The sequence below is a fragment of the Flavobacterium plurextorum genome, assembly GCF_002217395.1.
Taxonomy (GTDB): Bacteria; Bacteroidota; Bacteroidia; order Flavobacteriales; family Flavobacteriaceae; genus Flavobacterium; species Flavobacterium plurextorum.
Map to the genome: position 1 here is coordinate 112,707 of NZ_MUHD01000006.1, position 22,330 is coordinate 135,036.

General features: G+C 35.8%; 20 protein-coding genes, 1 tRNA gene and 1 pseudogene. 12 read left to right on the plus strand and 10 right to left on the minus strand.

Annotation, left to right across the window (positions count from 1 at the left end; genetic code table 11):
* Positions 1 to 132 precede the first annotated feature (132 nt).
* From B0A81_RS04270 to B0A81_RS04300, 6 genes are all read right to left on the minus strand, one after another.
* A complete protein-coding gene (locus tag B0A81_RS04270) occupies positions 133 to 1,149 on the minus strand; it encodes a cytochrome-c peroxidase (RefSeq protein ID WP_089056866.1) in 1,017 nt (338 codons plus the stop codon).
* Between the two features lie 63 nt (positions 1,150 to 1,212).
* Complete coding sequence (locus B0A81_RS04275; protein ID WP_089056867.1) at positions 1,213 to 2,079, minus strand: MbnP family protein; 867 nt, start codon at positions 2,077 to 2,079, stop codon at positions 1,213 to 1,215.
* A 24-nt stretch (positions 2,080 to 2,103) separates the two neighbouring features.
* The gene (locus B0A81_RS04280; protein WP_089056868.1) at positions 2,104 to 2,493 is read right to left on the minus strand and encodes a hypothetical protein; all 390 of its coding nucleotides are present in this window, start codon (positions 2,491 to 2,493) and stop codon (positions 2,104 to 2,106) included.
* A gap of 5 nt (positions 2,494 to 2,498) precedes the next feature.
* Positions 2,499 to 4,478 carry a TonB-dependent receptor plug domain-containing protein gene (locus B0A81_RS04285; RefSeq protein ID WP_089056869.1) on the minus strand — a complete coding sequence of 660 codons (1,980 nt, stop codon included), beginning with the start codon at positions 4,476 to 4,478 and terminating at the stop codon, positions 2,499 to 2,501.
* 4 nt (positions 4,479 to 4,482) lie between these two features.
* Positions 4,483 to 5,406 carry a hypothetical protein gene (locus B0A81_RS04290; protein WP_089056870.1) on the minus strand — a complete coding sequence of 308 codons (924 nt, stop codon included), beginning with the start codon at positions 5,404 to 5,406 and terminating at the stop codon, positions 4,483 to 4,485.
* Positions 5,407 to 5,717: 311 nt separating this feature from the next.
* Entirely contained in the window at positions 5,718 to 6,089 is a 372-nt protein-coding gene (locus B0A81_RS04300) for a hypothetical protein (protein ID WP_089056872.1), read from the minus strand.
* Positions 6,090 to 6,505: 416 nt separating this feature from the next.
* Here B0A81_RS04300 and B0A81_RS04305 point away from each other — a divergent pair.
* A tRNA-Ser gene (locus tag B0A81_RS04305) sits at positions 6,506 to 6,590 on the plus strand.
* Positions 6,591 to 7,315: 725 nt separating this feature from the next.
* Here the strand turns inward: B0A81_RS04305 and B0A81_RS21970 are convergent.
* The 3 genes and pseudogenes from B0A81_RS21970 to B0A81_RS04320 form a co-directional block, all read right to left on the minus strand.
* Positions 7,316 to 8,104: pseudogene (locus tag B0A81_RS21970) on the minus strand (recombinase family protein); the annotation flags it as partial.
* Positions 8,055 to 8,291: a hypothetical protein gene (locus B0A81_RS04315; protein WP_244281269.1), complete on the minus strand. Its 237-nt coding sequence runs from the start codon at positions 8,289 to 8,291 to the stop codon at positions 8,055 to 8,057. The gene B0A81_RS04315 and the pseudogene B0A81_RS21970, both read right to left, overlap by 50 nt.
* Positions 8,292 to 8,635: 344 nt before the next feature.
* Entirely contained in the window at positions 8,636 to 8,860 is a 225-nt protein-coding gene (locus B0A81_RS04320; protein ID WP_089056874.1) for a hypothetical protein, read from the minus strand.
* Positions 8,861 to 9,390: 530 nt separating this feature from the next.
* On the opposite strand from B0A81_RS04320, the gene mobA reads away from it, so the two are divergent.
* The 11 genes from mobA to B0A81_RS04375 all read left to right on the plus strand — a co-directional run bounded on the left by mobA (position 9,391) and on the right by B0A81_RS04375 (position 20,121).
* A complete protein-coding gene (mobA, locus tag B0A81_RS04325) occupies positions 9,391 to 9,825 on the plus strand; it encodes a conjugal transfer protein MobA (protein ID WP_089056875.1) in 435 nt (144 codons plus the stop codon).
* 4 nt (positions 9,826 to 9,829) lie between these two features.
* Positions 9,830 to 11,119: a conjugal transfer protein MobB gene (mobB, locus tag B0A81_RS04330; protein WP_089056876.1), complete on the plus strand. Its 1,290-nt coding sequence runs from the start codon at positions 9,830 to 9,832 to the stop codon at positions 11,117 to 11,119.
* Positions 11,120 to 11,244: 125 nt separating this feature from the next.
* Positions 11,245 to 11,874, plus strand: a complete 630-nt coding sequence (catB, locus tag B0A81_RS04335) for a type B chloramphenicol O-acetyltransferase (RefSeq protein WP_089056877.1) — start codon at positions 11,245 to 11,247, stop codon at positions 11,872 to 11,874.
* Positions 11,875 to 12,080: 206 nt separating this feature from the next.
* Positions 12,081 to 12,266: a TetR/AcrR family transcriptional regulator gene (locus B0A81_RS04340; RefSeq protein WP_089056878.1), complete on the plus strand. Its 186-nt coding sequence runs from the start codon at positions 12,081 to 12,083 to the stop codon at positions 12,264 to 12,266.
* Positions 12,267 to 12,296: 30 nt separating this feature from the next.
* Positions 12,297 to 12,635, plus strand: a complete 339-nt coding sequence (locus B0A81_RS04345; protein ID WP_089056879.1) for a hypothetical protein — start codon at positions 12,297 to 12,299, stop codon at positions 12,633 to 12,635.
* The gene (fabF, locus tag B0A81_RS04350) at positions 12,635 to 13,879 is read left to right on the plus strand and encodes a beta-ketoacyl-ACP synthase II (RefSeq protein WP_089056880.1); all 1,245 of its coding nucleotides are present in this window, start codon (positions 12,635 to 12,637) and stop codon (positions 13,877 to 13,879) included. The genes B0A81_RS04345 and fabF overlap by 1 nt, the downstream gene beginning before the upstream one ends.
* A gap of 57 nt (positions 13,880 to 13,936) precedes the next feature.
* Entirely contained in the window at positions 13,937 to 14,314 is a 378-nt protein-coding gene (locus B0A81_RS04355; RefSeq protein ID WP_089056881.1) for a nuclear transport factor 2-like protein, read from the plus strand.
* A 25-nt stretch (positions 14,315 to 14,339) separates the two neighbouring features.
* Positions 14,340 to 15,476, plus strand: coding sequence for a tetracycline-inactivating monooxygenase Tet(X) (gene tet(X) / locus B0A81_RS04360; RefSeq protein ID WP_089056882.1), 1,137 nt, complete (start codon positions 14,340 to 14,342; stop codon positions 15,474 to 15,476).
* Positions 15,477 to 15,528: 52 nt separating this feature from the next.
* A complete protein-coding gene (locus B0A81_RS04365) occupies positions 15,529 to 16,374 on the plus strand; it encodes an RteC domain-containing protein (protein WP_089056883.1) in 846 nt (281 codons plus the stop codon).
* Between the two features lie 427 nt (positions 16,375 to 16,801).
* Positions 16,802 to 17,635 (plus strand): hypothetical protein, encoded by an 834-nt coding sequence (locus B0A81_RS04370; RefSeq protein WP_089056884.1) that lies wholly within the window; start codon positions 16,802 to 16,804, stop codon positions 17,633 to 17,635.
* An 11-nt stretch (positions 17,636 to 17,646) separates the two neighbouring features.
* Positions 17,647 to 20,121 (plus strand): AAA family ATPase, encoded by a 2,475-nt coding sequence (locus B0A81_RS04375; protein ID WP_089056885.1) that lies wholly within the window; start codon positions 17,647 to 17,649, stop codon positions 20,119 to 20,121.
* A gap of 238 nt (positions 20,122 to 20,359) precedes the next feature.
* Here the strand turns inward: B0A81_RS04375 and B0A81_RS04380 are convergent, their stop codons facing one another.
* Positions 20,360 to 22,273, minus strand: coding sequence for a sialate O-acetylesterase (locus B0A81_RS04380; protein WP_089056886.1), 1,914 nt, complete (start codon positions 22,271 to 22,273; stop codon positions 20,360 to 20,362).
* Positions 22,274 to 22,330: the final 57 nt, after the last annotated feature.

Below are 22,330 nucleotides of genomic sequence, written 5' to 3' on the forward strand. Positions count from 1 at the left end.
ATATAAAGTGAAAAGCCTGTTTATCTAAAATAAACAGGCTTTTTAAATATTACACTCTAATTTCAGATTTGATAAAATCCTATAATGTCTGCTTTCAAAATGTGCACTAAAGGTCTTTTAATTGATATATCTTTAATTCACTATAAATTCAATATCGCTTAAGGTCTTCATAAAAGAAATAAGATCAATCTTTTCTTCTTCGGTTAACGGAATTCTTTCCCCGTTATTTTTAAAAATCGGATCAAGATTATCTGATTCTAAGACACCATTATCAAAATAATCCAAAACTGATCTTAAATTAGCAAACTGACCGAAGCTTCCATAAGGAGCAGTATATTCAATATTTCTCAAAGTAGGAACACGAAAACTCATAAAATCAGAAACAATTCCCGTAACTCTGCCGCGACCTGCTTCATTTGTATTGGTATTTAAAGGAAAACCAATATTTCTAAAACTCTGATCAGTAAACAATTCTCCCGAATGACAGCTTGCACATTTCTGCTGAAAGGTTTTATAACCTTCCAATTCACTTTCTGTAAAAGCTGTTTCTTTTCGGTTTACTTTATCGTATTTGCTGTTTGCCGAAATTAAAGTGTATTCAAATTGGGCAATACTCTGGAAAATTCTTTCGGGCGTAATGTTTTCATCTCCAAAAGCTTTTCTGAATAAATCCTTGTAAACCGAATCGTCTTTGATTTTGCCAATAACTTCCAAAATAGAAGAATCCATTTCTTCGTGCGTAATAATAGGAACCAAAGGCTGATTTTCCAATTGCAATTTACTGCCGTCCCAATTGTAAAACTTCATAAAAGCCAAATTCTGAATCGACGGCGTATTTCGAAGTCCAATTCTGCCAGAAATTCCAACAGCTTGAGATTTTTGGTCTGTAAAAGCATTGGCCTGAATATGACAGCTCGAACACGAAATAGTATTGTCTGCACTGAATTTCTTTTCAGAAAAAAGCTTTTCTCCCAATTCCACGCCATATTTTGTTGGTTTGTTTTGGCTCACAAAAGCATTTAGCTCCGGAAATCCAGACGGAATTTGCAGCTCGACTTCAGGATTATCAATAGAAATCATATCTGATTCATCATTATTACAAGATATCAGCACTATTAAAATCGATAAGAAACCAATTATTTTTTTCATTCTAAATGAATTTAAAACAGAACTGTCTGTCTTTTAAAATTCAGACAGTTCTGCAATATGAATTTAGTTTTCGACGCTTGTAACCGAAAACATTCCTGTAATATCACTTGATCCGTTTCCGCCCAAATTATCTACAAATTTTACCATTTGAGCTGCAGTATGAACATTTGGCGTAGCATTGTCATTCATTCCTGTTCCAGTTGAAAGCGTAATTGTGTTTATTTTTCCGCTTAACAATTTATCGAAATCTGCTTTAATTTTAATTTTTGGCGCTTTGCTTCCCACAACTGCATTTGCAGTAAGATTTAAGGTTACATCTCTGTAAGCATTTACACCTTGTGTGTAGTTTGGAGAAGTTCCTTCAACCGTGCTTCCTGTATGGATAGACATTGCTTTATTATCGGTCGCATAAAAACCTTCAATCTTTGTAAAACGGTAACCGCTTCCCCATTCCCACATCATTTGCGTATCATTTGCTCCTGCTGCTGCATAAAAATTAGGAAATCGTACTTGATCTAATGTATTTTGCTCTGGTTTAATCCCTAAACCAAATTTAATTTGCTTGAAAGTTGCAGATGGAACGTTGCTTAAAACATAACTCAATGAAGCAGTTTTTGCCTGATCGATTACTGTTGCGCCTTTATCCAAATCGTTTACATTGTATGGAACTTCATCTCCGTTATCTTTCACAAGACGAATATTGCTGATGACATACTTCAATTCCGAAAAATGATGCACTTGTCCTGCTGCCGATGTATTTGCTGTAGCAGAAGTTGAAGCCGCATTTCCTAAAACAATTGTTGTACTCTTGAAAGTGTTATTGAATTCCAATGTTAAATTGTTTGCTGCTGGATTGTCATCATCGCTTGAACAAGATACTAATGCCAAAGAGGCAATCGATACTAAAAGGTATTTTTTTAAATTTTGCATTTTTTTAAAATTTTGTATTTCTATTTAAGATTTAAACCGAGGTACTACATCATAAATAGGCGGCGGTACAAAAATTTCCAGACAGGGTTCTAACAAGCCCAATTCTTTATAAATGGTTGTTTTACTAGATTTTATCAATTTTAAAATAGGAACTTTAAATTCAATATTCCAAATCTGGACCATATCGATTTTCTTGCCAATACTGGTCAATTCCAAATCGGTAGCATCTGATTTTTCAAGCTCTTTCTTCAAATGACATTTACCGTGACATTGGAGTTTCGGCTGGGCTTTGTTGACACAAAATTCCTGTTCAATACTTTGCTGATTGAGTTTAAAGTGCACAATAATCAATGCCTGCTGGAAAGAAACCAGCAGAAACAGCATTGTCATGGTGATACTAAAAACTTTTCTCATTTTTATTAGAAATTGAATTTTAAAGAAGTAAAAATATTACGTCCCATTCTCGGAATATTTCCCCAATCGGCATAAGTACTGTAATATTCGTTTAACAAATTTTCTGCCCCAACCTGAACCACGGTTTTTACCTGATTGATTTTGAATGAATAATTGGCCGAAAGATTCCAGATAACATAAGCTCCTGTTAAGTCTTCTCCATATTCTGGACTATAATTAATCTGCTCAAAATCTCCATTGACAGAAGTCTGGATTCCGAAATTTTTATGCATAAAATGAAGTGAAGTCAAATAACTCAACGGACGAATAAAAGGCAGATTACCACCGTTATTGTCCATCCCGCGTGCGTAGGTTAAACTTCCGTTCCAATGCAAATGTTCCAAAATATCATAACTCGCATTCATAGACATATTCAAAAGCGTTGCATAATCTAAAGAAGTATATCCTTTTACCCCAACCGATTGATAATTCATCGGACTTCCCATACTTAAAATTCTTCCAATGATATAATTCTCAATGTAGAAATAATTGATTTTTCCCTGAATACTTAATCTTTCGTTTTTAAAACCTGCGCTTGCATTTCCTTCATACGAAATTTCATTTTTCAAATCAGGATTTCCAATGTAGTCATACCGGTCAAAACTATTGTAAATGTAATATCCGTAACCTTCAGAAACAGAAGGTGCTCTATGTCCGTAACCTGTTCCAACAGAAAAGTTAAAATGATCAATATCAAGATTGTAACCTGCGTGTAAACTTGGTAAAAATCTTGTTTTTTCCTGCGGTGCTCCGGGATGAAAAATCCAGTTGAATTCAACATATTTAGAGTAATTGTAATTTACGCCCAAAGATCCACCCAAATTCACCTGACTTTTCTCTGAAAGATCCCACGAATTATTCATCGAAAGTCCCACATAACGTGTTGTTACCCAAGGCCAGCTGTAAGCAAACATCGTTCTTTTGCTTCTATCCTGAGGGTACATTCTCATTTCGGCAATAGACAAATTATCATAAGCATTCAATTGTATTTCAGATGAATAACTGTTCTTTTTCAAATTAGCTTTAGAAACCAAACCATACGTTGTACTCCAGCCCGGCATATCCATATGAACCAGGTTTTCAGGGCGGGTTGTATCATCCATATAATGTTCGATGGCATTGAAATAGATTTTTGAGTCAATTACTTTTACCAATCCATCTTCAAATAGTTGTTTATAAGAAGCTGATGTAATTAAGGCACGGGAAAGCGATAAATCCATTGGTAGCGCTGGATATCCAACATCTTTTGCCATATCAAAAATAGCATCTAATCGTACCGATGATAAATCAGTTGTTTTATAAGCAAAACCTAATGATGTATTAAACTTTTTGTATTGTGAATGTTTTACTTCATCATCATTTCCGTCATAATAATCATCTGCTTTTCGGTACGAAATACTTCCTTCTGCAACAAATTTTTTACCAGAATATGCTACATTTCCAAGATTAAAAAACTGTTTATTATTAAACTCAAATCCGCTTTGGTACGCTCCGTTCCATTTCTTGGCAAGACCAAACGGAGTGCTTTTTCTTTTTAAATCGATACTTCCTGCAATTGTTGAACCGTGAAGGCTTCCTTCCTGCCCGGATTTTATATCAATTGTCGAAAGGTTATTACTCTCCACATATGAAGTTATCGGATCCATTTTATCAGTACACGCGCCAAAAACATGCATTCCGTCAATCGTAACCGTTGAACGTTCTGTGCTCATGTTGTTTAATAATGGTTCCCAGGCATAAGCTCCGCGTTTTATAAAGCTTATATTATCAGACGATGATAGAAATTCATCTACAGAAACTGCCATTTTCATTTCGGTTTCAATCTTCTTTTTTACTGCGTTTTTTACTTTTACTTCTTCAAGATTTTTTATGCTATCATGATGTGCGTGCGTGTTTTGAGCCGTTACAGACATTCCCAGAAAAAGTAACATTAATATATATTTCATGTTTTTAGAATAAGGTATCAATATAAAGCTCACTTTTCACGCCTTCAACTCCTGGCGTAAAATCTGTTGGAACTACAGTTCCTTTTATGATGAGCCCATTTTGATTCATCATGATTAAATTTAAGGTCCAGTTTCCTGTCATGGTATAATTGACAACTCCGTGATACAAACCATCGTTTTGCTGTGTTAAATCCTGATTATTTGGCGAAGAATGGTTACCCATTGAAGGTTCAGGCATTCTTGGATCTAGTTTTAAAGTATATCCGCTTACTTCTGAATACGAAAACTGAGCAGGATTTGGAAAAGCTCCGGCAGGAGTTGTTGGTTTGTTGTATTTGTAGATACCCGCTGTTAATTTGTTTTCAGAAACGGTTGGTTTTTGAGGCGAAACCAATGCAATGACGTATTGTTCGTTGTCTTTTCCTGTAAAGGCTGTCATATTAAGGTTTTTATTGCTTTGTTTGGCAACCGAAATATCTTTATTAACCTCAATCTTCTGATTGTCTGCGGTAAAACTCACATATAATTTCCAACTGTTTCCTTCAGCTGTTTCGCTTGTAAATACAGAATAACCCACAAAATATTTATTTGCATTATCATATTCCGGATTGTACTCATGCGGACAAGAAGTGTGGCTTCCATCAGAATTACTCAGAATTGGCAAAAAAGTTACCGCTGTCGTATTTACACTTTGATTGGTTTGTGTATTGACGACTTTTAAATGAAGCTCATTATAACCTTTATAAAATCTTCCGTTTAAAGCTTCGACACTTATTTTATAGTTGCCGTTTGTTAACGAAACAGCTTCTTTAAACTCATAATATTCAGGAATTTCAGCATCAATTTCGGCTTGATAATCTGTTTTATCAATGGTACAGGAAGTAATCACACCTAATAGTGCAATTACTAAAATTTTAAAAGATTTCATTAGTAATGAAGGTATAAAACTGTTTAAAATGCAGCACAAAGCTATTAGGTTCAAAAACCAAAGTGCCGTGAAATTTAAATGGGTGTTTTTAACTGAAAAATATCTTAAAATACATCTTCAATTAGGTAAGGAATAAAATCAATTGTTTATTGTTTTAAAAAATAGGTCCAGACAGAAAACAGAAATCTATTGGATAAACCTGAGTTTTCGGAATGCATCACATCATAGCGATATAAAAATGCATCATACCTTTTTTGCATCATAAAATAATGCCGTCAAATTTTTAAACCGAAAAATTGATTTTTGAAAAATTAGACCAGCGGGGGGTGAAATGTAAGATTAGAAGCCTTGATAGGTTTCTTTTCCAATAAAATAGAAGTATTCTCTTTTGACTCCATAACCGAAATCAAACTGAAATTAACTTCAGCAGTATTTTGAATATAGACAATCTCTAATTTATCTTTTAGACTGTCCTGCATTTTTCTTTCGTTATCAGAATATTTTTTGATACTTTTTTGAAGCTCGCATCGACCATTACATTTATTAAAAGCGACTTTACGTTGTACACAAATAGTTTTTGCTATTTCCTGCTGATTTAATTTAAATGAAGCATATACAAACAGGCTGCCTAAAGATGGCATTAAAATTAAAATGGAAAGTGCTATTATGATTAAGCTTTTCAAAAGTTTTTTTTAATGGTAATTTCTGCAAAAATAGATCATTTTTAAATTAATTTTATTAATATTTTAATTTTTTTAAATTAATATTATCTAAGTATGATTAAAATAAAAAGGTGTCTAAAATTACTAGTTTACACAGATATCGTTATCTTTACATTGTAATGATTTAATATGCTGAAAGTTAAGTGACCCTATTGGTGACCCCAAACTTGAATAATATATTACAGCCTTTGTATTTACTAGGATTTTTATAAAGTCGGAGGAACCTCTTTCTCCGCTAAACTTTAAAACCCTTAACTTACGTTAAGGGTTTTCTTTTTTTATAGCATTTTTTTTCGCAAATAGTTTCAAAAAAATTTTCACAATTCAAAAAACACCTTATCTTTGCACTCGCAATCAGAAAACGATAGCAACATACTGGAGAAATGGCAGAGCGGTCGAATGCGGCAGTCTTGAAAACTGTTGACTGTAACAGGTCCGGGGGTTCGAATCCCTCTTTCTCCGCTGAGAGGGTCTTCATCAAGAAGACCCTCTTTTTTTTCATAAATTAGCAATCCTTTTTCTTTCATTTTCAAATGGTTATGCGACACCAAACCGAGCATTGTGGGTGTTCGATAAATCCCATTTTCATAGTACAGATTGCTGTCGAACACCATATTTACAAATTCTCTCTTTTGGAGGGTGTCGGAAGTAGTATATACGTGTCGCATATCCGTTAAAAGGTTAAGGTTGTCTTCCAAGATACCGAAAGCCTTGCTTTTGTCGTTGCTTAACCTTTCAATAGCTCCTTTGAGGTTCAGTATCTCATTGTTGTATATCGAATACCAACGGTCATAGGTGTCCTTGTTTATTTCGTTCTTTATCCATTTTTCCTCAACCGAAAACAGCTTTTCCTCGACTTCCTGTAATTGGTTTCTCTTTTCGATGACCTTTTTACGGTTGTTTTCCATTTCCAAATCGAGAGAGCTTTTCGTTACTGTCCTAATCTTCCTTACCCTTGTACTCGGCAGGCTCATCAGTTCACAGGCTTCTAAAAATTGGTTATGGGCTTTTATCGCACTTATATTGTTGTGCTTAGAGTACCTGCACTTGTAGTAATAGAAATATTTACCCGATTTGCCCCTTGACGGTGCGCCAGACAGCGGATTTCCGCAATGGCACTTCAATACCCCACGCAAAGGGATTTCGTCATCAATAACCGTTCTTGTCTTTTCGGGGCGTTTCATTTTCTCCTGTACCATCATCCAAGTGGTCTTGTCAACGATAGGTTCGTGAATACCGTCAAACAGACCGCCCGCATAGTCCTTGTAGGCTTCCACTTTCAGCAAACCTGCATAGGTCGGATTTTTAAGTACACGCTCGATAGCCATATTGCCCTTTGTCGGAAAGCCCAACCTTTGGGCTTGCTCCTTTATCAGATAGAGCGGTGTATCCCGCAGATATGAATCGTAAATAAAGCGGACTATCTTGGCTTCTGTTTCCTCGATGACCAACCGCCGTTCCTTGCGTTCTCCCTCTTTCCTGTACCCGAACGGTGCGTTCTTGTAAACATATCTTCCTTCTTTGGCTTTTGCGGTATAGATACCGCCCTTGACCTTGATACTGCGGTTGATATTGTCCTCTTCGGCAAGCAAAAGTTGTAACCCTGCACGGAAGAAACTGCCAGGTGTGTCATAATCAAAGGTAATGCCCTCTGTCACGCTTACGACCTGTATGCTGTACTTCTGTTGCAGGAGCTTGACCATGCTCATCGCTTCCCCCGCATCACGGCTGAAACGGTCGAGTTGGTCAACCAATAGGTAATCGACCGTCCTGTGGTGTGTGGTTATGAACTCCCTTAGTTTGATAAAATCGGGGCGGTCGAATGTCCGTGCGCTCTTGCCCCTGTCGATAAAGGTATCGACCAGTTCGACATCGTTGAACTTCAGCCATTGGTCGGTATAAAGCTCCTGTCTTTCTATTGAACCGTTACTTTGTCCGAGTTGACTGAAACGTAGGTATCTTATCGCTCTTTTCATAGTATTCCCTTAACGTTGCTGACACAATAATTTCGATTATTAAATCTACAAATTTTTCTTCTTTCTCACGCTCCCTTTGCTCGTTAATTTCTAAAATGGTCTTGTCGATTTCGGGAGTTCCCTGTTTTTTCTCTTTTTTTTTCATCGCTGTTCCTCCTTTATGTTCGTAAAAAACTGAAGCTGACAATCAGCTTCAGTTTGAAATTACTTCTAAAGGGTGTTCGACTTTCCAATGTTGCAGTCAGAGGTCGTATTTGGCGTTCAGTTGCCGAATAGGTGCACAAAAAAACCTTTGTTTTGGATTGCTCCGTAAACAAAGGTCTCACTTTACAAATGACCTTTAGGGCTGTTGGCTGTCAGTTGCTTTGTTGTTCTGCAAAGTTCCAATTTTTGTCAATCCTTTTCAGAAATTGCCATAGCACCAACTTTAGCTTTCGGGTATTATAATTCAAATCCGTTCCCAAGATAGGACATAAAGAAATGCCTTATTTACCATTGTCATTATGTTGCAGTATTTGACGGTCAAAGGCATTATAAAACCATTTCCCAAAAAAGAACAAAAAGGTAGCAAAGATAAAGCGGACAGCCACCGCACCCGCCCGACCAAAAGACTACGGCATAATGGCTTCGCCACCCTTCGGGACTTATTCCGTTTCCTTTTGGTCTTTCCGCCTGTCCGCCTTGTTTGAATGGCTTTCTTTTTTTTCTGTTTTTTTCTTTTGGAAAATTATTTAGGAGGGAGTGACTTACTGACATCCGACACCGTTCCGCTATGAAATAACGGCTCAACAAAAATCATCAGCCTGCCTGCGAGCCGTCAAACTATCGGGCTTGCATTCTTGCGAGCATGATAGCAGGAATGCAGGAGCATCAGCATTGCGGATAGCCATCAATCATTCCCGATTGGCAGACTGATTGACTTCCTGCCGGCAATCTACTACAATTTTTCTTATACGATTGGTAGCATTTGGCGTTCAGTGGCAGTATTTGTCCGAGTGCCGAAAGCGGATTACTCCTTTATTTTGTAAAGGAATAACGGAATAGGTTTAGCTTCTCAAAATCAAAGTATTTACGGACAATATGAAAACAGTTTCGGATTGCTTTTTTTCGGCTGACTCCAATCCGTTCCGCAGGACGGATTTTCTGAACTCCTGTTCAGAGCAAGTTATCTCTTGAGGTCCTCGAAATAAATTTCGGCACCTCAAAAGCACTTGTCCGCCAGCTGGCGGAGAGCTGAAAACCGCTCCGAAGTCGCAGTTTCGATGAACATTAAAATGGATTTGATTATGGAAGAAATGAACAGAAAACAGATTAAAAAGATAGGTAGAAAACCAAAGATTGACCCTGCGGTTCATCGGTATTCCTTTAACCTGAACGATGAAGATAATGCCAAATTCCTTGCCCTTTTCGACCAATCGGGAATGAACGTAATGGCACATTTCATTACGGCTTGTATCTTTCAAAAGACGGTAAAGACCGTAAAAATTGATATGAATGCGGTAGAATACCACGCAGGATTGACCAATTTTTTCGGACAGTTCAGAGGGATAGCCACCAATTACAATCAGATTGTAAAGCTGTTGAACACGCACTTTTCGGAGAAAAAAGCATTGGCATACCTCTACAAATTGGAAAAACAGACCACAGAAATGAAAGAGTTATTGCTCAAAGTTTTAGTCCTTACCGATGAATTTGAAAAGAAATACCTAAACAAAGAGTAAGAAAATGATTGCAAAAATCGGAAAGGGAAGCAATATGTACGGAGCGATTTTGTACAATCAGCAGAAAGTGGAAACGGAAAACGGAGCGGTTCTGTTGCTGAACAAGATACCCGACACGATGAACGGCAAATATTCCGTCCAATATTTCAACAAGTGTTTTGAGCCGTATTTGTCCGCAAATATCCGAACGGAAAAGACGGTACGGCATATTTCATTGAACCCCGATCCGAAAGACAAGGTAAGTGATGAACAGTTTACCGAAATGGCACAGGAATATATGGAGCGTATGGGCTACGGCAATCAGCCGTATATCGTATTCAAACATACGGACATTGACCGAACGCATATACACATTGTTTCGACCTGCGTGGGCATTGACGGCAGGAAAATCCCCGATGATTACGACCACCCACGTTCAATGGCTATCTGTCGTGATTTGGAAACGAAATACAACCTGCACAAAGCCACCGAGCAAGAGCAGAAACAAGCCGATAAGATTTTCAAAAAGGTAGAACAACAGAAAGACGATATTAAAAGCCAAATCGCTTCGGTGGTTCGGCATCTGCCGAAATATTACCAATACACAAGTCTCGGAGCATACAACGCTTTGCTTTCGTTCTTTAATATCACGGCAGAGGAAATAAAGGGCGAGCGGAACGGAGAGCCTGTACACGGATTGATATATTTCGCTTTGGACGACAAGGGAGAAAAGGCAAGCAATCCGTTTAAAGCGTCTTTGTTTGGCAAGCACGCAGGAGTAAACGGATTACAACGGCACTTTGAACAGTCGAAAGAGAAAATCAAAACCAATCCTGCGAGGTCTGTTCTCAAAAATACGGTGGAGCTGGCCATTCATACCACAGACAACGAAAAGGAATTTAAAAAGCAACTTGCCGAACAGAATATTCAGACAGTTGTCCGTAGGAACGACAACGGACGGATTTACGGTATCACGTTTATTGACAATGGTAGCCGTACTGTTTGGAATGGCTCGCAGTTAGACAGAAACCTGTCTGCCAATCTGTTTAACGATTGGTGGAACAATGGTAACAAACCCGAATTGAAAATACAGGACAGTCCTGTTTCCAATACGAACACAATAAACCACCAACCGACAAAAGACCTTTTCGAATTTATCACACAGGAACATTCGCAGAGTTCTGATTTGGGATTGTTCAGTCTGTTGCCCCAAGTACAGAGCGAGGACTACGAGGAAGAACAGTTTGCCAAACGAATGAAGAAAACAAGACAAAAAAATAATAGAGATTATCCTTATTTTCAAAACAAGTTTTAGAATTACTTACCTTTGTTGTATGAAAAAATCAGATTAGCATATTTTTAGGAACATATAATCTCTGTCAAGGCAATAGATGTTGCCCTGACATTCTATTGAATTATTTAATAATAAATGCTAAAAAGATGAATTTTTTCTATAGCCCATTTAAGGGCAAAATAATTAAAGACCATATTACAAACCCCAATATCACAGCTGGGAAATATTCCTACTATTCCGGTTATTATCATGGACATTCTTTTGATGACTGCGCTCGCTATTTATTTCCAGATAGAGATGACGTTGATAAATTGGTCATAGGTTCATTCTGTTCCATAGGTAGCGGTGCAAGTTTTATAATGGCGGGCAATCAAGGGCATCGACATAATTGGATATCCAGTTTTCCCTTTTTTTATATGCCGGAGATTGAAGCATTCAATAAAGCAATTAACGGATTTGAAAACGCGAGCGATACAGTTGTCGGTAATGATGTTTGGATAGGGAGCGAGGCAATGATTATGTCAGGAGTGAAAATCGGTGACGGGGCGGTAATCGGTAGTCGGTCATTAGTCACCAAAGATGTTGCCCCTTACACTATTGTCGGCGGAAACCCGGCAAAACTGATAAAAAAAAGGTTTTCGGACGAAGAGATTCAGATCCTGTTAGATATCAAGTGGTGGGATTGGGATGAAGACATATTGACCGAAGCGATACCTTTAATTTGTTCAGGCAACGTACAGTCTCTTTTCGATTTTTACAACCAAGTTGTAAAATAAAGAGAGATTTCCCTTATTGTTTTTGACTTATATGTAGAAACCGTGAAAAGCCTTTCAGTTTTATTGCTGAAAGGCTTTTTTTAATGTAGAATTTGAAAAGGAGTATTTGAATAAAGAAATGATTACAAAAATCAAAAAGAGAGAAGTAGAGCAAAGTTTTTAAAATTATCTACCTATTAGTAGATAGAAACTTATATCTTTGCTTTATGGAAACAAAAGAAAAAATAGTAACCGAAGCCATAACATTTATCACGACAAGAGGGACAAATGCTTTTAGTTACAAGGATATATCTAAAGAAATTGGCATTAAAACTTCTTCCATCCATTATTATTTTCCGACGAAAAATGATTTGATTGTAGCTGTTTTAGAACATGTTATTCAAAAAAATTAAGAAGACAGAAAACGAAACAATTACAGCAATATGAAATTGGCTTTAAAAGGTTATATAGATGAACATATTTTAATAAGAGAGCAAAATAAAGTCTCAATAATTGCTGCATTAGCGGCAGATATAAACACTTTAGAGCCTCAAATCAAAGCGATATTAAACAACTATATAGAAGAAGAGATAGATTACTTAGCATACATTCTGAATAAAGGAGAAGAAGAAAACTTATTCGTTTATAAAGCAACTCCACGTATTCAGGCTTTAATGATATTGACAAATTTATTGGCTATTTCAAGAATATCGATGATAACGAAGGAAATATATTTTGAAGACGTAGCCCGACAAATAATAATTGACATAGAGAAAAAATAATGAAAAGAGTAGTAGTTACAGGGCTTGGAGCATTAACGCCCATTGGAAATAATGTACACGATTTTTGGCAGTCGCTTTTAACAGGCGTTAACGGAACTAACCCCATTACCAAATTTGACACATCAAAATTCAAAACAAAATTTGCTTGCGAACTCAAAGGCTTTGACCCATTAAACCATATTGAAAAAGCAGAAGCAAGAAAATACGATTTGTTTACACAGTATGCTTTAATTTCCGTTGAAGAAGCAGTTAAAAATGCCAACATCAATTTTGAAACGCTGAACAAAAACCGTATTGGCGTTATTTGGGGGTCGGGAAATGGTGGTATCGGCACATTTCAACAGCAGGTAACTGAATTTGCGCAAGGGGACGGAACACCACGTTTTAGCCCTTTCTTCATCCCGAAGATGATAGTCGATATTGCTTCGGGGATCATCTCGATAAAATACGGGCTTCGGGGCATAAATTTTACAACTGTTTCAGCTTGTGCAACTTCCAATACCGCAATCATTGATGCCTTTAATTATATCCGTTGGGGCAAAGCAGATATGATAATAACAGGCGGTTCGGAAGCGCCTATCAACGAAAGTGCCGTTGGTGGTTTCAATGCGTCAAAAGCATTGTCAACCTTAAATGAAAATCCGCAAATGGCATCACGTCCTTTTGACATCAACAGAGACGGTTTTGTTATGGGAGAAGGAGCAGGTGCAATTATTTTGGAAAACTACGAACACGCTATAAAACGAAATGCTCGAATTATTGCCGAGATTGTTGGCGGTGGCATGGCTTCAGACGCATATCATTTAACAGGTACGCACCCAGAGGGAGAAGGGGCATATTTAGGTATGGTTTTAGCATTGGAAGACGCAAACATTTCCGCCAATGAAATAGATTATCTGAACACACACGCTACATCAACACCACAAGGCGATATGAGCGAATTAAAAGCAATAGCAAGACTTTTCGGCAGACAAGGCAAATTAAATATTAGTGCGACAAAATCAATGACAGGACATCTGTTAGGTGCTGCGGGAGCTATCGAAGCAATCGCTTGTATTAAAGCTGTTCAGAATAACATTGTTCCGCCAACAATCAATTCGGTAGATATTGAACCTGAATATAGGGATATATTTAACTTGACGTTACATCAATCACAACAACGGCAAGTGAATTACGCAATGAGTAATACTTTTGGTTTTGGCGGACATATTGCCACAAGTATTTTTAAAAAATATGATGAATAAAGAGTAGAGCAACCGGCAGAACGCATAAACAATGTAACCCATCAATAATGACAAAATATGACAGCCAGAGTAAACATTATCAATAACTACATCGATGGATACAACCAATTTGATATTGAAAGAATGGTTGCAGACCTTGACGATAATATTGTTTTTGAAAACATTCAAAACAATGAGATTAGTTTATCGCTGAAAGGAATAACAGCATTTAAAGAACAGGCGGAAACCGCAAAAACATATTTTGCGAAAAGAATGCAGACCGTTAAATCGTTTAGGCATTTCGACAATAGCACGGAAATTGAAATTGATTATACGGCTATTTTAGCAATGGACTTTCCAAACGGTTTAAAAAAAGGACAAGAGTTAAAGTTATCAGGAAAATCCGTATTTGAATTTGAAAACAACAAAGTAATTAAATTGACCGACATTAGCTGAAACGAAAACCCAGCAAACAACAAAAATGATTTTACTAAAACATAAAAAAATTGCCATAATTGGTGCCGGTCCCGTTGGATTGACGATGGCGAGATTGTTACAACAAAACGGCGTGGACGTTACAGTTTACGAAAGAGACAAAAATCGGGATGCTAGGATCTTTGGCGGGACACTTGATCTGCACAGGGATTCGGGACAGGAAGCAATGAAAAAAGCAGGATTGCTGCAAACGTATTATGACTTAGCTTTGCCAATGGGTGTAAATATTGCTGATGAAAAGGGCAATATTTTAACCACCAAAAATGTAAAGCCCGAAAATCGGTTCGACAATCCAGAAATAAACAGAAATGATTTAAGGACTATCTTATTGAATAGTTTACAAAACAATACCGTCATTTGGGATAGAAAACTTGTTACCCTTGAACCTGATAAGGAGAAGTGGGTACTATCGTTTGAGGATAAGCCGAACGAAACAGCAGATTTGGTTATTATCGCCAATGGTGGAATGTCTAAAGTAAGAAAATATGTTACCGACACGGAAGTTGAAGCAACAGGTACTTTCAATATACAAGCCGATATTCATCAACCAGCAGTAAATTGCCCCGGATTTTTTCAGTTATGCAACGGAAACCGGTTAATGGCGGCACACAAAGGCAATTTACTGTTTGCCAATCCGAATAATAATGGTGCTTTGCATTTTGGAATAAGTTTTAAAACACCTGACGAATGGAAAAATAAAACACAAGTAGATTTTCAGGACAGCAATAATATTGTTGATTTTCTCTTGAAAGAATTTTCCGATTGGGACGAACGCTACAAAGAACTGATTCGTTCGACATCATCTTTTGTCGGGTTAGCAACGCGGATATTCCCCTTAGATAAGCCTTGGAAAAGCAGTCGTCCATTACCCATAACGATGATTGGAGATGCCGCTCATTTGATGCCTCCTTTTGCAGGACAAGGCGTAAATAGTGGATTGATGGACGCCTTTATATTGTCTGATAATCTGGCCGATAGGAAATTTAACAGCATTGAAGAGGCTATTGAAAATTATGAACAGCAAATGTTTACTTATGGAAGAGAAGCACAGGAAGAATCAATAATAAACGAAACGGAAATGTTCAGCTCCGACTTTTCGTTCCAAAAACTAATGAATCTATAAAATAGAAAGGCGAGGAAATGAAAGAGAAAATAGTTAAAACAGACTAACAAAAATGGTATTTTCATTAAATCATATTATCTCGGAGATACAGCGAAAAGAAAATAAAATTTCTCTGTCTGCCACCAATGCGATTGATGAAGCGTACCAAATGCTGATGTTCCTGAAAGAATATTTATGGTCGATTAGGGAAGTGGTTACAAAACAAGGCTTTAAAAACCAATGGGAGGAAATCAATTTCTTCCGCAACATTAAACCGTATATTCTCTCTAAACTCATTTACCACAATAAGATATTTCGAATACAGACATCTTGTCCTGTTGACGGAGGGAAAATGTATGCAAGTTATTTTTCAGAACAGTTGCAGGAACTAAAACAGGAATACAAAGAGCATATCTACTATTCTGATTTTTACAGGTATTATCGTTCGGGAAGAACCGATCGTGATGAAACCTACTTTAGGTTAGGCAACATTAATTTCCACGATGGTCTGAACAGTTTCGTCTTTGAAATTGACCCACTTTTTTCAACTTATTATGACAACAAAGTGGCTCGGATAATAGCAAATGAGCTACTCTACACCTACATACTCCAAAAAATTAACGATGATGAAATAGTAGGTTCTCTTTCTGCAAGGGATATTTCATCAGATGGTATTCTTTGGACGGATACCAAAAATGCTCTGATAGAACTGATTTATGCCCTTTATGCGAATGGCTCTCTTTCCTATGGCAAATTAGGAATACGCAAAATCAGTCTGACTTTAGAAAAATTATTCCAGATTACATTGGGAGACTTGCACAACTCTTTCCATCGAATGAAATATCGGGCAGGCTCCCGAACCGCATTTTTAGACCAACTGAAATCCTCTTTGGAAGAATATATGGACAAAGATTTATAGAGATGTCAAAACAAACAAAAAGGGAAACAAAGGTAACGGATATAAGATAACTGCGCACGCATAATGGCTTCGCCACCCTTCGGGACTTATAGTGCTTCGTTATCTTATATCCATTGGTAGAATGGCTTTCTTTTTTTTCTGTTTTTTTCTTTTCGAGTGAATGTTTTCCATTGAACCACACCAACCTCATGACCGTAATGATTTACCTATATCAAAGGTCAAAGAATATCATTAATCGTTATTTTCGTTGTATTTGTTCTGCATAATTAGTTTAAACATAATAGATTTAAAGGTTCATTTTTTATATCTTTATGGTTTAAAGAAAAGCAAAATATTACAAAACGATAACCCTTACTAAACCAAATCGTTATATAAAATACATAAAAACTAATGAAAGATTAAGGGGTTGATAGTTCTATTTTTTTATATGGACGAAAAAGAAGATTACGACGAGCTGGATGCTTATATTGACACTCTAATTTATGAGGAATATGTCAAGTTACTGGAGGGAGATATAGGTCTTTGTACCTGTCAACTTTTTAAGCATGACTTGCTTAAGGGAACGACTCCCTTTGCTTCAGGTGTTTTTGTTGTATTGGGAGATGATTTTTATTTACTTACAGCTTCTCATGTCATAGAAGACTGGTCTGACTCAAATCGGTTATTTGTAAAAATTGGAGACGGGTATATATCGATAGTAGGAAAAGGCTGTGGTACAGAAATGGATAAGGAGGAAAAGATTGATGCTGCTTACATAAAACTGAAGCCTGAGCTTGCTTCTATTTTGGTTCAATGGTATAGGTTCCTTCATTATGATAGATGTTTGTATCATGAGAAAAAGTTTGAAGAACCTACTTATTGTGTTTTTGGCTATCCGGTAGTTAATAAAAGAAAAGAATCAGATGGAATCAGAACATTTGCTTCCGGATATTTTCTAACGCCTGTTTATGATAAAGTTTATGAATATTATTCATTGGATTTTTTAACTCATTATGTTCTTGAATTCGGGGGAAAAGCAATAAATATCAAGACTGGAAAACTTGAAAAGATAAAAACAGAACATTATGGTTTGAGCGGTGGCGGATTATGGTATATCATTATCGAATTTGATGAAAAGAAAGGCGAGCTTGTTTCGGAAGCATTTTTAATAGGCATCATGACCGAATTTCGGAGGGGCAAATATGATTGTCTTATAGCAAATAGGATGGAAATCATTTTGAGCATGATACAGAGAAATGAAAATATCAATTTAGAGAATTAAGAACAGTATTTATGATTACCAAATTCCAAAAAATAAAGCATATTGGATGTTACGATGAGTATTTATTTGACTCGGCGATAACAGAAGAATTTAATAAGGTTAATATTCTATATGGCAATAATGGAAGCGGTAAAACTACTTTTAGTAACCTGCTATTTCTACTTTCGAGATATTGCAAAAACAAGTCTGACCTATACAAAGAATTGATAGACGACAATTCAGAACTTGAAATTTTCATAAACGGCAACAAAGTAACAGCGAAAAATATAACTGCACAAGAGCTCGATTTATACGTTTTTAATTCAAAATTTATATCTGACTCTGTTTACAACGGAACAACATCTAATATAGAAGCCTTTAGTAATGAAGTAAAACTAACCAATGAAGTCATAAAGATACTGGATAATTCAATTAAAGTAAAAAACGACCGATTTACAAAAGTTGGAACTTGGGAAACTCAATTACAACACAAACTGGACAATATTTGGGATATTTACAAAAACGAATTTAATGAAATTATTCAAGGGTCAAGATTAACCAATAAACCTGATATTTACGGCAACGAAACAGGCAACATTGATGACCTAAAAAAAGAATTAAAAGAGTTATACACATCATACGAGAATAAGGCAAAAGAAGAATTACTTACCACCAAACTCAACACTCTTAAAAGCAAGGTAGCTCAAATTAAGATAATAGATGTAAATTTAAATGAAGTGGTAAAAAATCTTGAAAGCCCACTAAGTGATGCCTCAAAAACTCAACTTCAAGAAAGAATAAATACACTTCAATCTATTGTTGAATCTAAAAAAATTGAAACCCATATTGGAGATTTAAACGATTGGTATAAAAGAGGTGGTAGATTATTGCATCTTTCAAAAGACCAAAATTGCCATTGTCCACTTTGTAATACAGACCTTTCAAATTCAATTGATTCCATTTTAGATGAATATAGTAAGGTCTTTAGCGGGGGGCTTGACAAGTTGTTTACATTTTTGGAGAATCAGACAACAGTACTTTCTGATTTTACTCAATCAAATAATATAGAATCCAATAAAACTGAGATTGATGAAATAATCAGTTTATTAACTGAATTTTCAAAAACAAAAAACGGTATCGATTTTAATGATGATGTTACTTTAAATAGTGCGTTATCAAATATCAGCACTCAAATAAAATTTAAAAAGAAGAGTTACAATGAAAAAGTTGAGATAGACTCTCAAAGCAAGGAAATAATTAATACTTATAATAAGGAGATTAGTTCCTTTAAAACTGAAACGTTAGCAATTATTGACGAAATCGAAACAGCCATTCAGGGACAAAATATTGCTACAATTATTAACCAAATTAAGAGTAAGATAAAACAAATTGCTACTGTCGAGTATAATCTATCTGATAATGCTGTAATTTCCAGTGCCCAAAAGAGCAATTCACAGATTGCAGTAAAAACACGTTCCTTAAAAGGGATTTTAACAACAGAGTTAACGGCTCTTGATAGTGAAAGAAATATAGAAATAGCTAAACTGAATGCAGAATCAAAATATGTCAATATCTATCTTAAACATTTTGGAATAGACCATTTTGAAATCGACACAGACAAAAATAAACCGACCAATAATCTAATTGTTCATTATACTAATGGAAAACAAAAAAATAAAATTGACACTTCGTTGAGTGAGGGCGAGAAAACCGCATTGGCTTTTGCATACTTTGTTAGTAAATTGAGAGTTGAAAAGTTAGAAAGCAACAATGTCGGATTTCAAGACTGTATAATTGTTATTGATGACCCTATTTCAAGTCTTGATGACAACAGATTATTTCAAACAGCTAATTTGATTGACTCTTTATTATTTTATTCGAGCAATGATACCAATCACTATCCCAAACAACTTTTTGTATTAAGTCACAATATTACATTCATTAAATACCTTTCAAATGCTTTAAAAGGAAATGACAAACTGAGTGGTAAAGATGTTAGTTTGATAAATGACTATTTTCTAAATCATAACGCCCCAAAAATAAAAAACATACCAACAGGATTGAGAAACTTTACAAACACCTATATCATAAAATTGAATGAAATAATTGCTTTTAGAGATAGCAAATTAGACTACCAAAATGCAAAGAATTATTTGGCTAACTATATACGCATAGTGTTGGAAACCTTTTTGTCCTTTAAATTAGCCATTGTGAATGAGAGTAATGACCGATTGCCTGGTCTTACACATCTGATAACTAAAATGGTAAGCGAGTTCAATAACATTGATGATATTGAAATTGACGGAATAAGAAAAGATACGGTCATAAAAAGATTAAATCATCTTAAAAAGATAGCCGACCATGAGTCGCATGGAAGCATCCATAAAGCAGAAGAATTTTCCTTTATTGCTGAAAAAGAATTAAAAGACTTTGCAAAAGCCACAACACAAGTGATATTATATATCGATAAGTTGCATTTTAGTAAAATTAAAAACCACTCTCTGTAAATGGAGATACACAAATTAGTCTTATTTTGAATAGGAGTTTTACAAATTCATTCATTACTCTATTTTTGATAAAAACGTCAAAATCGGTATCAAGTGTTCGACTGTAATCCCTGTCAGCCCGCAAAAGAAAACCGATTAGGAAACTAATCGGTTTTTTCTTTTTACACTCTTATTTATTTTAGATCGTGCAGGATTAGATTTGGTAATCTAATCTTCTTGAATACTCTTCTAAACTATATCATTCATCATCCAAACCCGCTTCAAAAGGTGAAGCCGGCAACCCCTCATTATTATAAAAATTAGCTTCTAAAGGATTATCTGCCCAAGCATATCTAACTTTGACTGGATCTGCGACGGAATCATTGCTAACTATAACTTTATCTCCCTGAATTACAGCTTTAGCCCAAACAAACTTTCCATCAGTTCCTGCGATCGCAAATTCTTTTAATTCATCACCATTTTTGATTACCAATCCAGTTCCAACATTTGAAAAACTTAAAATTAGTTTGTTTCCTTCTTTTATTATCGATTTGTAAAGTGGTCCTGAAGCTGCTAGTGTTTTTTCACCATAAACCAATTTTCTAGCCTGAAGTGACAATCTTTTTCCAACATCGTACTTATTTAAAGGATGAATATCATTCCATTCACCTAAATCTATTGCGACCGCCAATCCTGTATTTGGAACTTTCAAGGTATTCAATTGCTGTTGTCTTAAAGCTGCCCAATTACTTTCTGCAGGTTCTGGTTTTGGTTCCATAAAATTTGGAAGCTGAACCAATAAAAAAGGTAGTTTTTCTTGTCTAAAAAGTGTTCTCCAATTGGTTATCAAGGTTTCCATTAACGCAAAATATTCGGATGGCTTTTTTGTATTTGCTTCGCCCTGATACCATAAAACGCCTTTTATAGGATAATTTTTCAATGGAGCAATCATAGCATTGTAAAGTCCGACTGGTTTCCATCTCACAAAAGTTTGTCCCGGCAGCGGAAGCATTTTTGAACCTAACTTATAGCTCCAATTCCCTTTTAAATCAATTGTTTTATCGCCAATACTTAATTCATATGGTTTATCGGTTACGAAACCTCCTCTGCCCGAATTACTGATAACGCGAATGGTAATTTCATTTTTTCCTTCCTTTAAAATATTAGCATTAAAAGAATAAATTCTCGGTGGATATTGATACGACGTCGTTCCAACAAAATTTCCGTTTACAAAAACAGAATCGGCATCTACAATTCGTCCTAAAATTAATTTAGCTTGATTTTCTTTTATTTTGTCTAAAGTAAATTCTCTTTTAAACCAAACAGAACCATTTGTATTTCCTAGTTCTCCATCTGCCCAATAACCTGGAATATTCATTGTTTTCCAATCGGAAATATCGACTGAATTTGCCCATTTATTCTTTAAACCAAGATCGGTTTGATTTAATAATTTATACCAATCTGAACTTACTTTTCGATCGCTTTCATCGATTTGTTTTTCGAGTTTTCCGTCTTTAAATTTTAAATATTCTGCATAATAATCTGGAAACTTTTTTATGCCTTCTTCATTAATCCATGACTCAGCTGGTGAACCACCTAAAGAACTGTTGATTAAACCAATTGGGATTTTGTATTTTTCGTAGATTTCATTGGCAAAAAAATAACCGACTCCTGTAAACTGCAAAACGTTATTTGGATTTGCTTCTACCCATGAACCAGAAGAAAAATCGTTTCTTTCTTTCGCAAAATAATATTCATCGGGTACTAAAAATTGTCGAATATTGGGATTGGCAGATTTTGCAATTACATCTTTGTATTTGTCTTTAATTCTTTCCATCGGAAGTTCCATGTTCGATTGTCCCGAACAAAGCCAGACGTCACCAAAAAGAATATTTTTTAATACAATTGTATTGGAACCTTTTAAAGTCATTTCATACGGTCCGCCCGCTTTTTGTGACGGAAGCTCGATCACCCATTTTCCGTTTTGAGCTGTTGTGGTTTTGTATGTTTTACGATTAAATTCGAGTTCGACTTTTTCATTTGGAGAAGCCCAACCCCAAATATTGACTTTTGTATCGCGTTGCAATATCATTCCGTCACTTATCAATCGCGGAAGTTCTATTTGTGCATTAATGCTAAATGTTATTAGAAATGCTAGTATTATTTTTTTCATGCGGTTTATTTTTTTTGCTACTCCCGATAGCTATCGGGATTAAAAGATTTACACAGA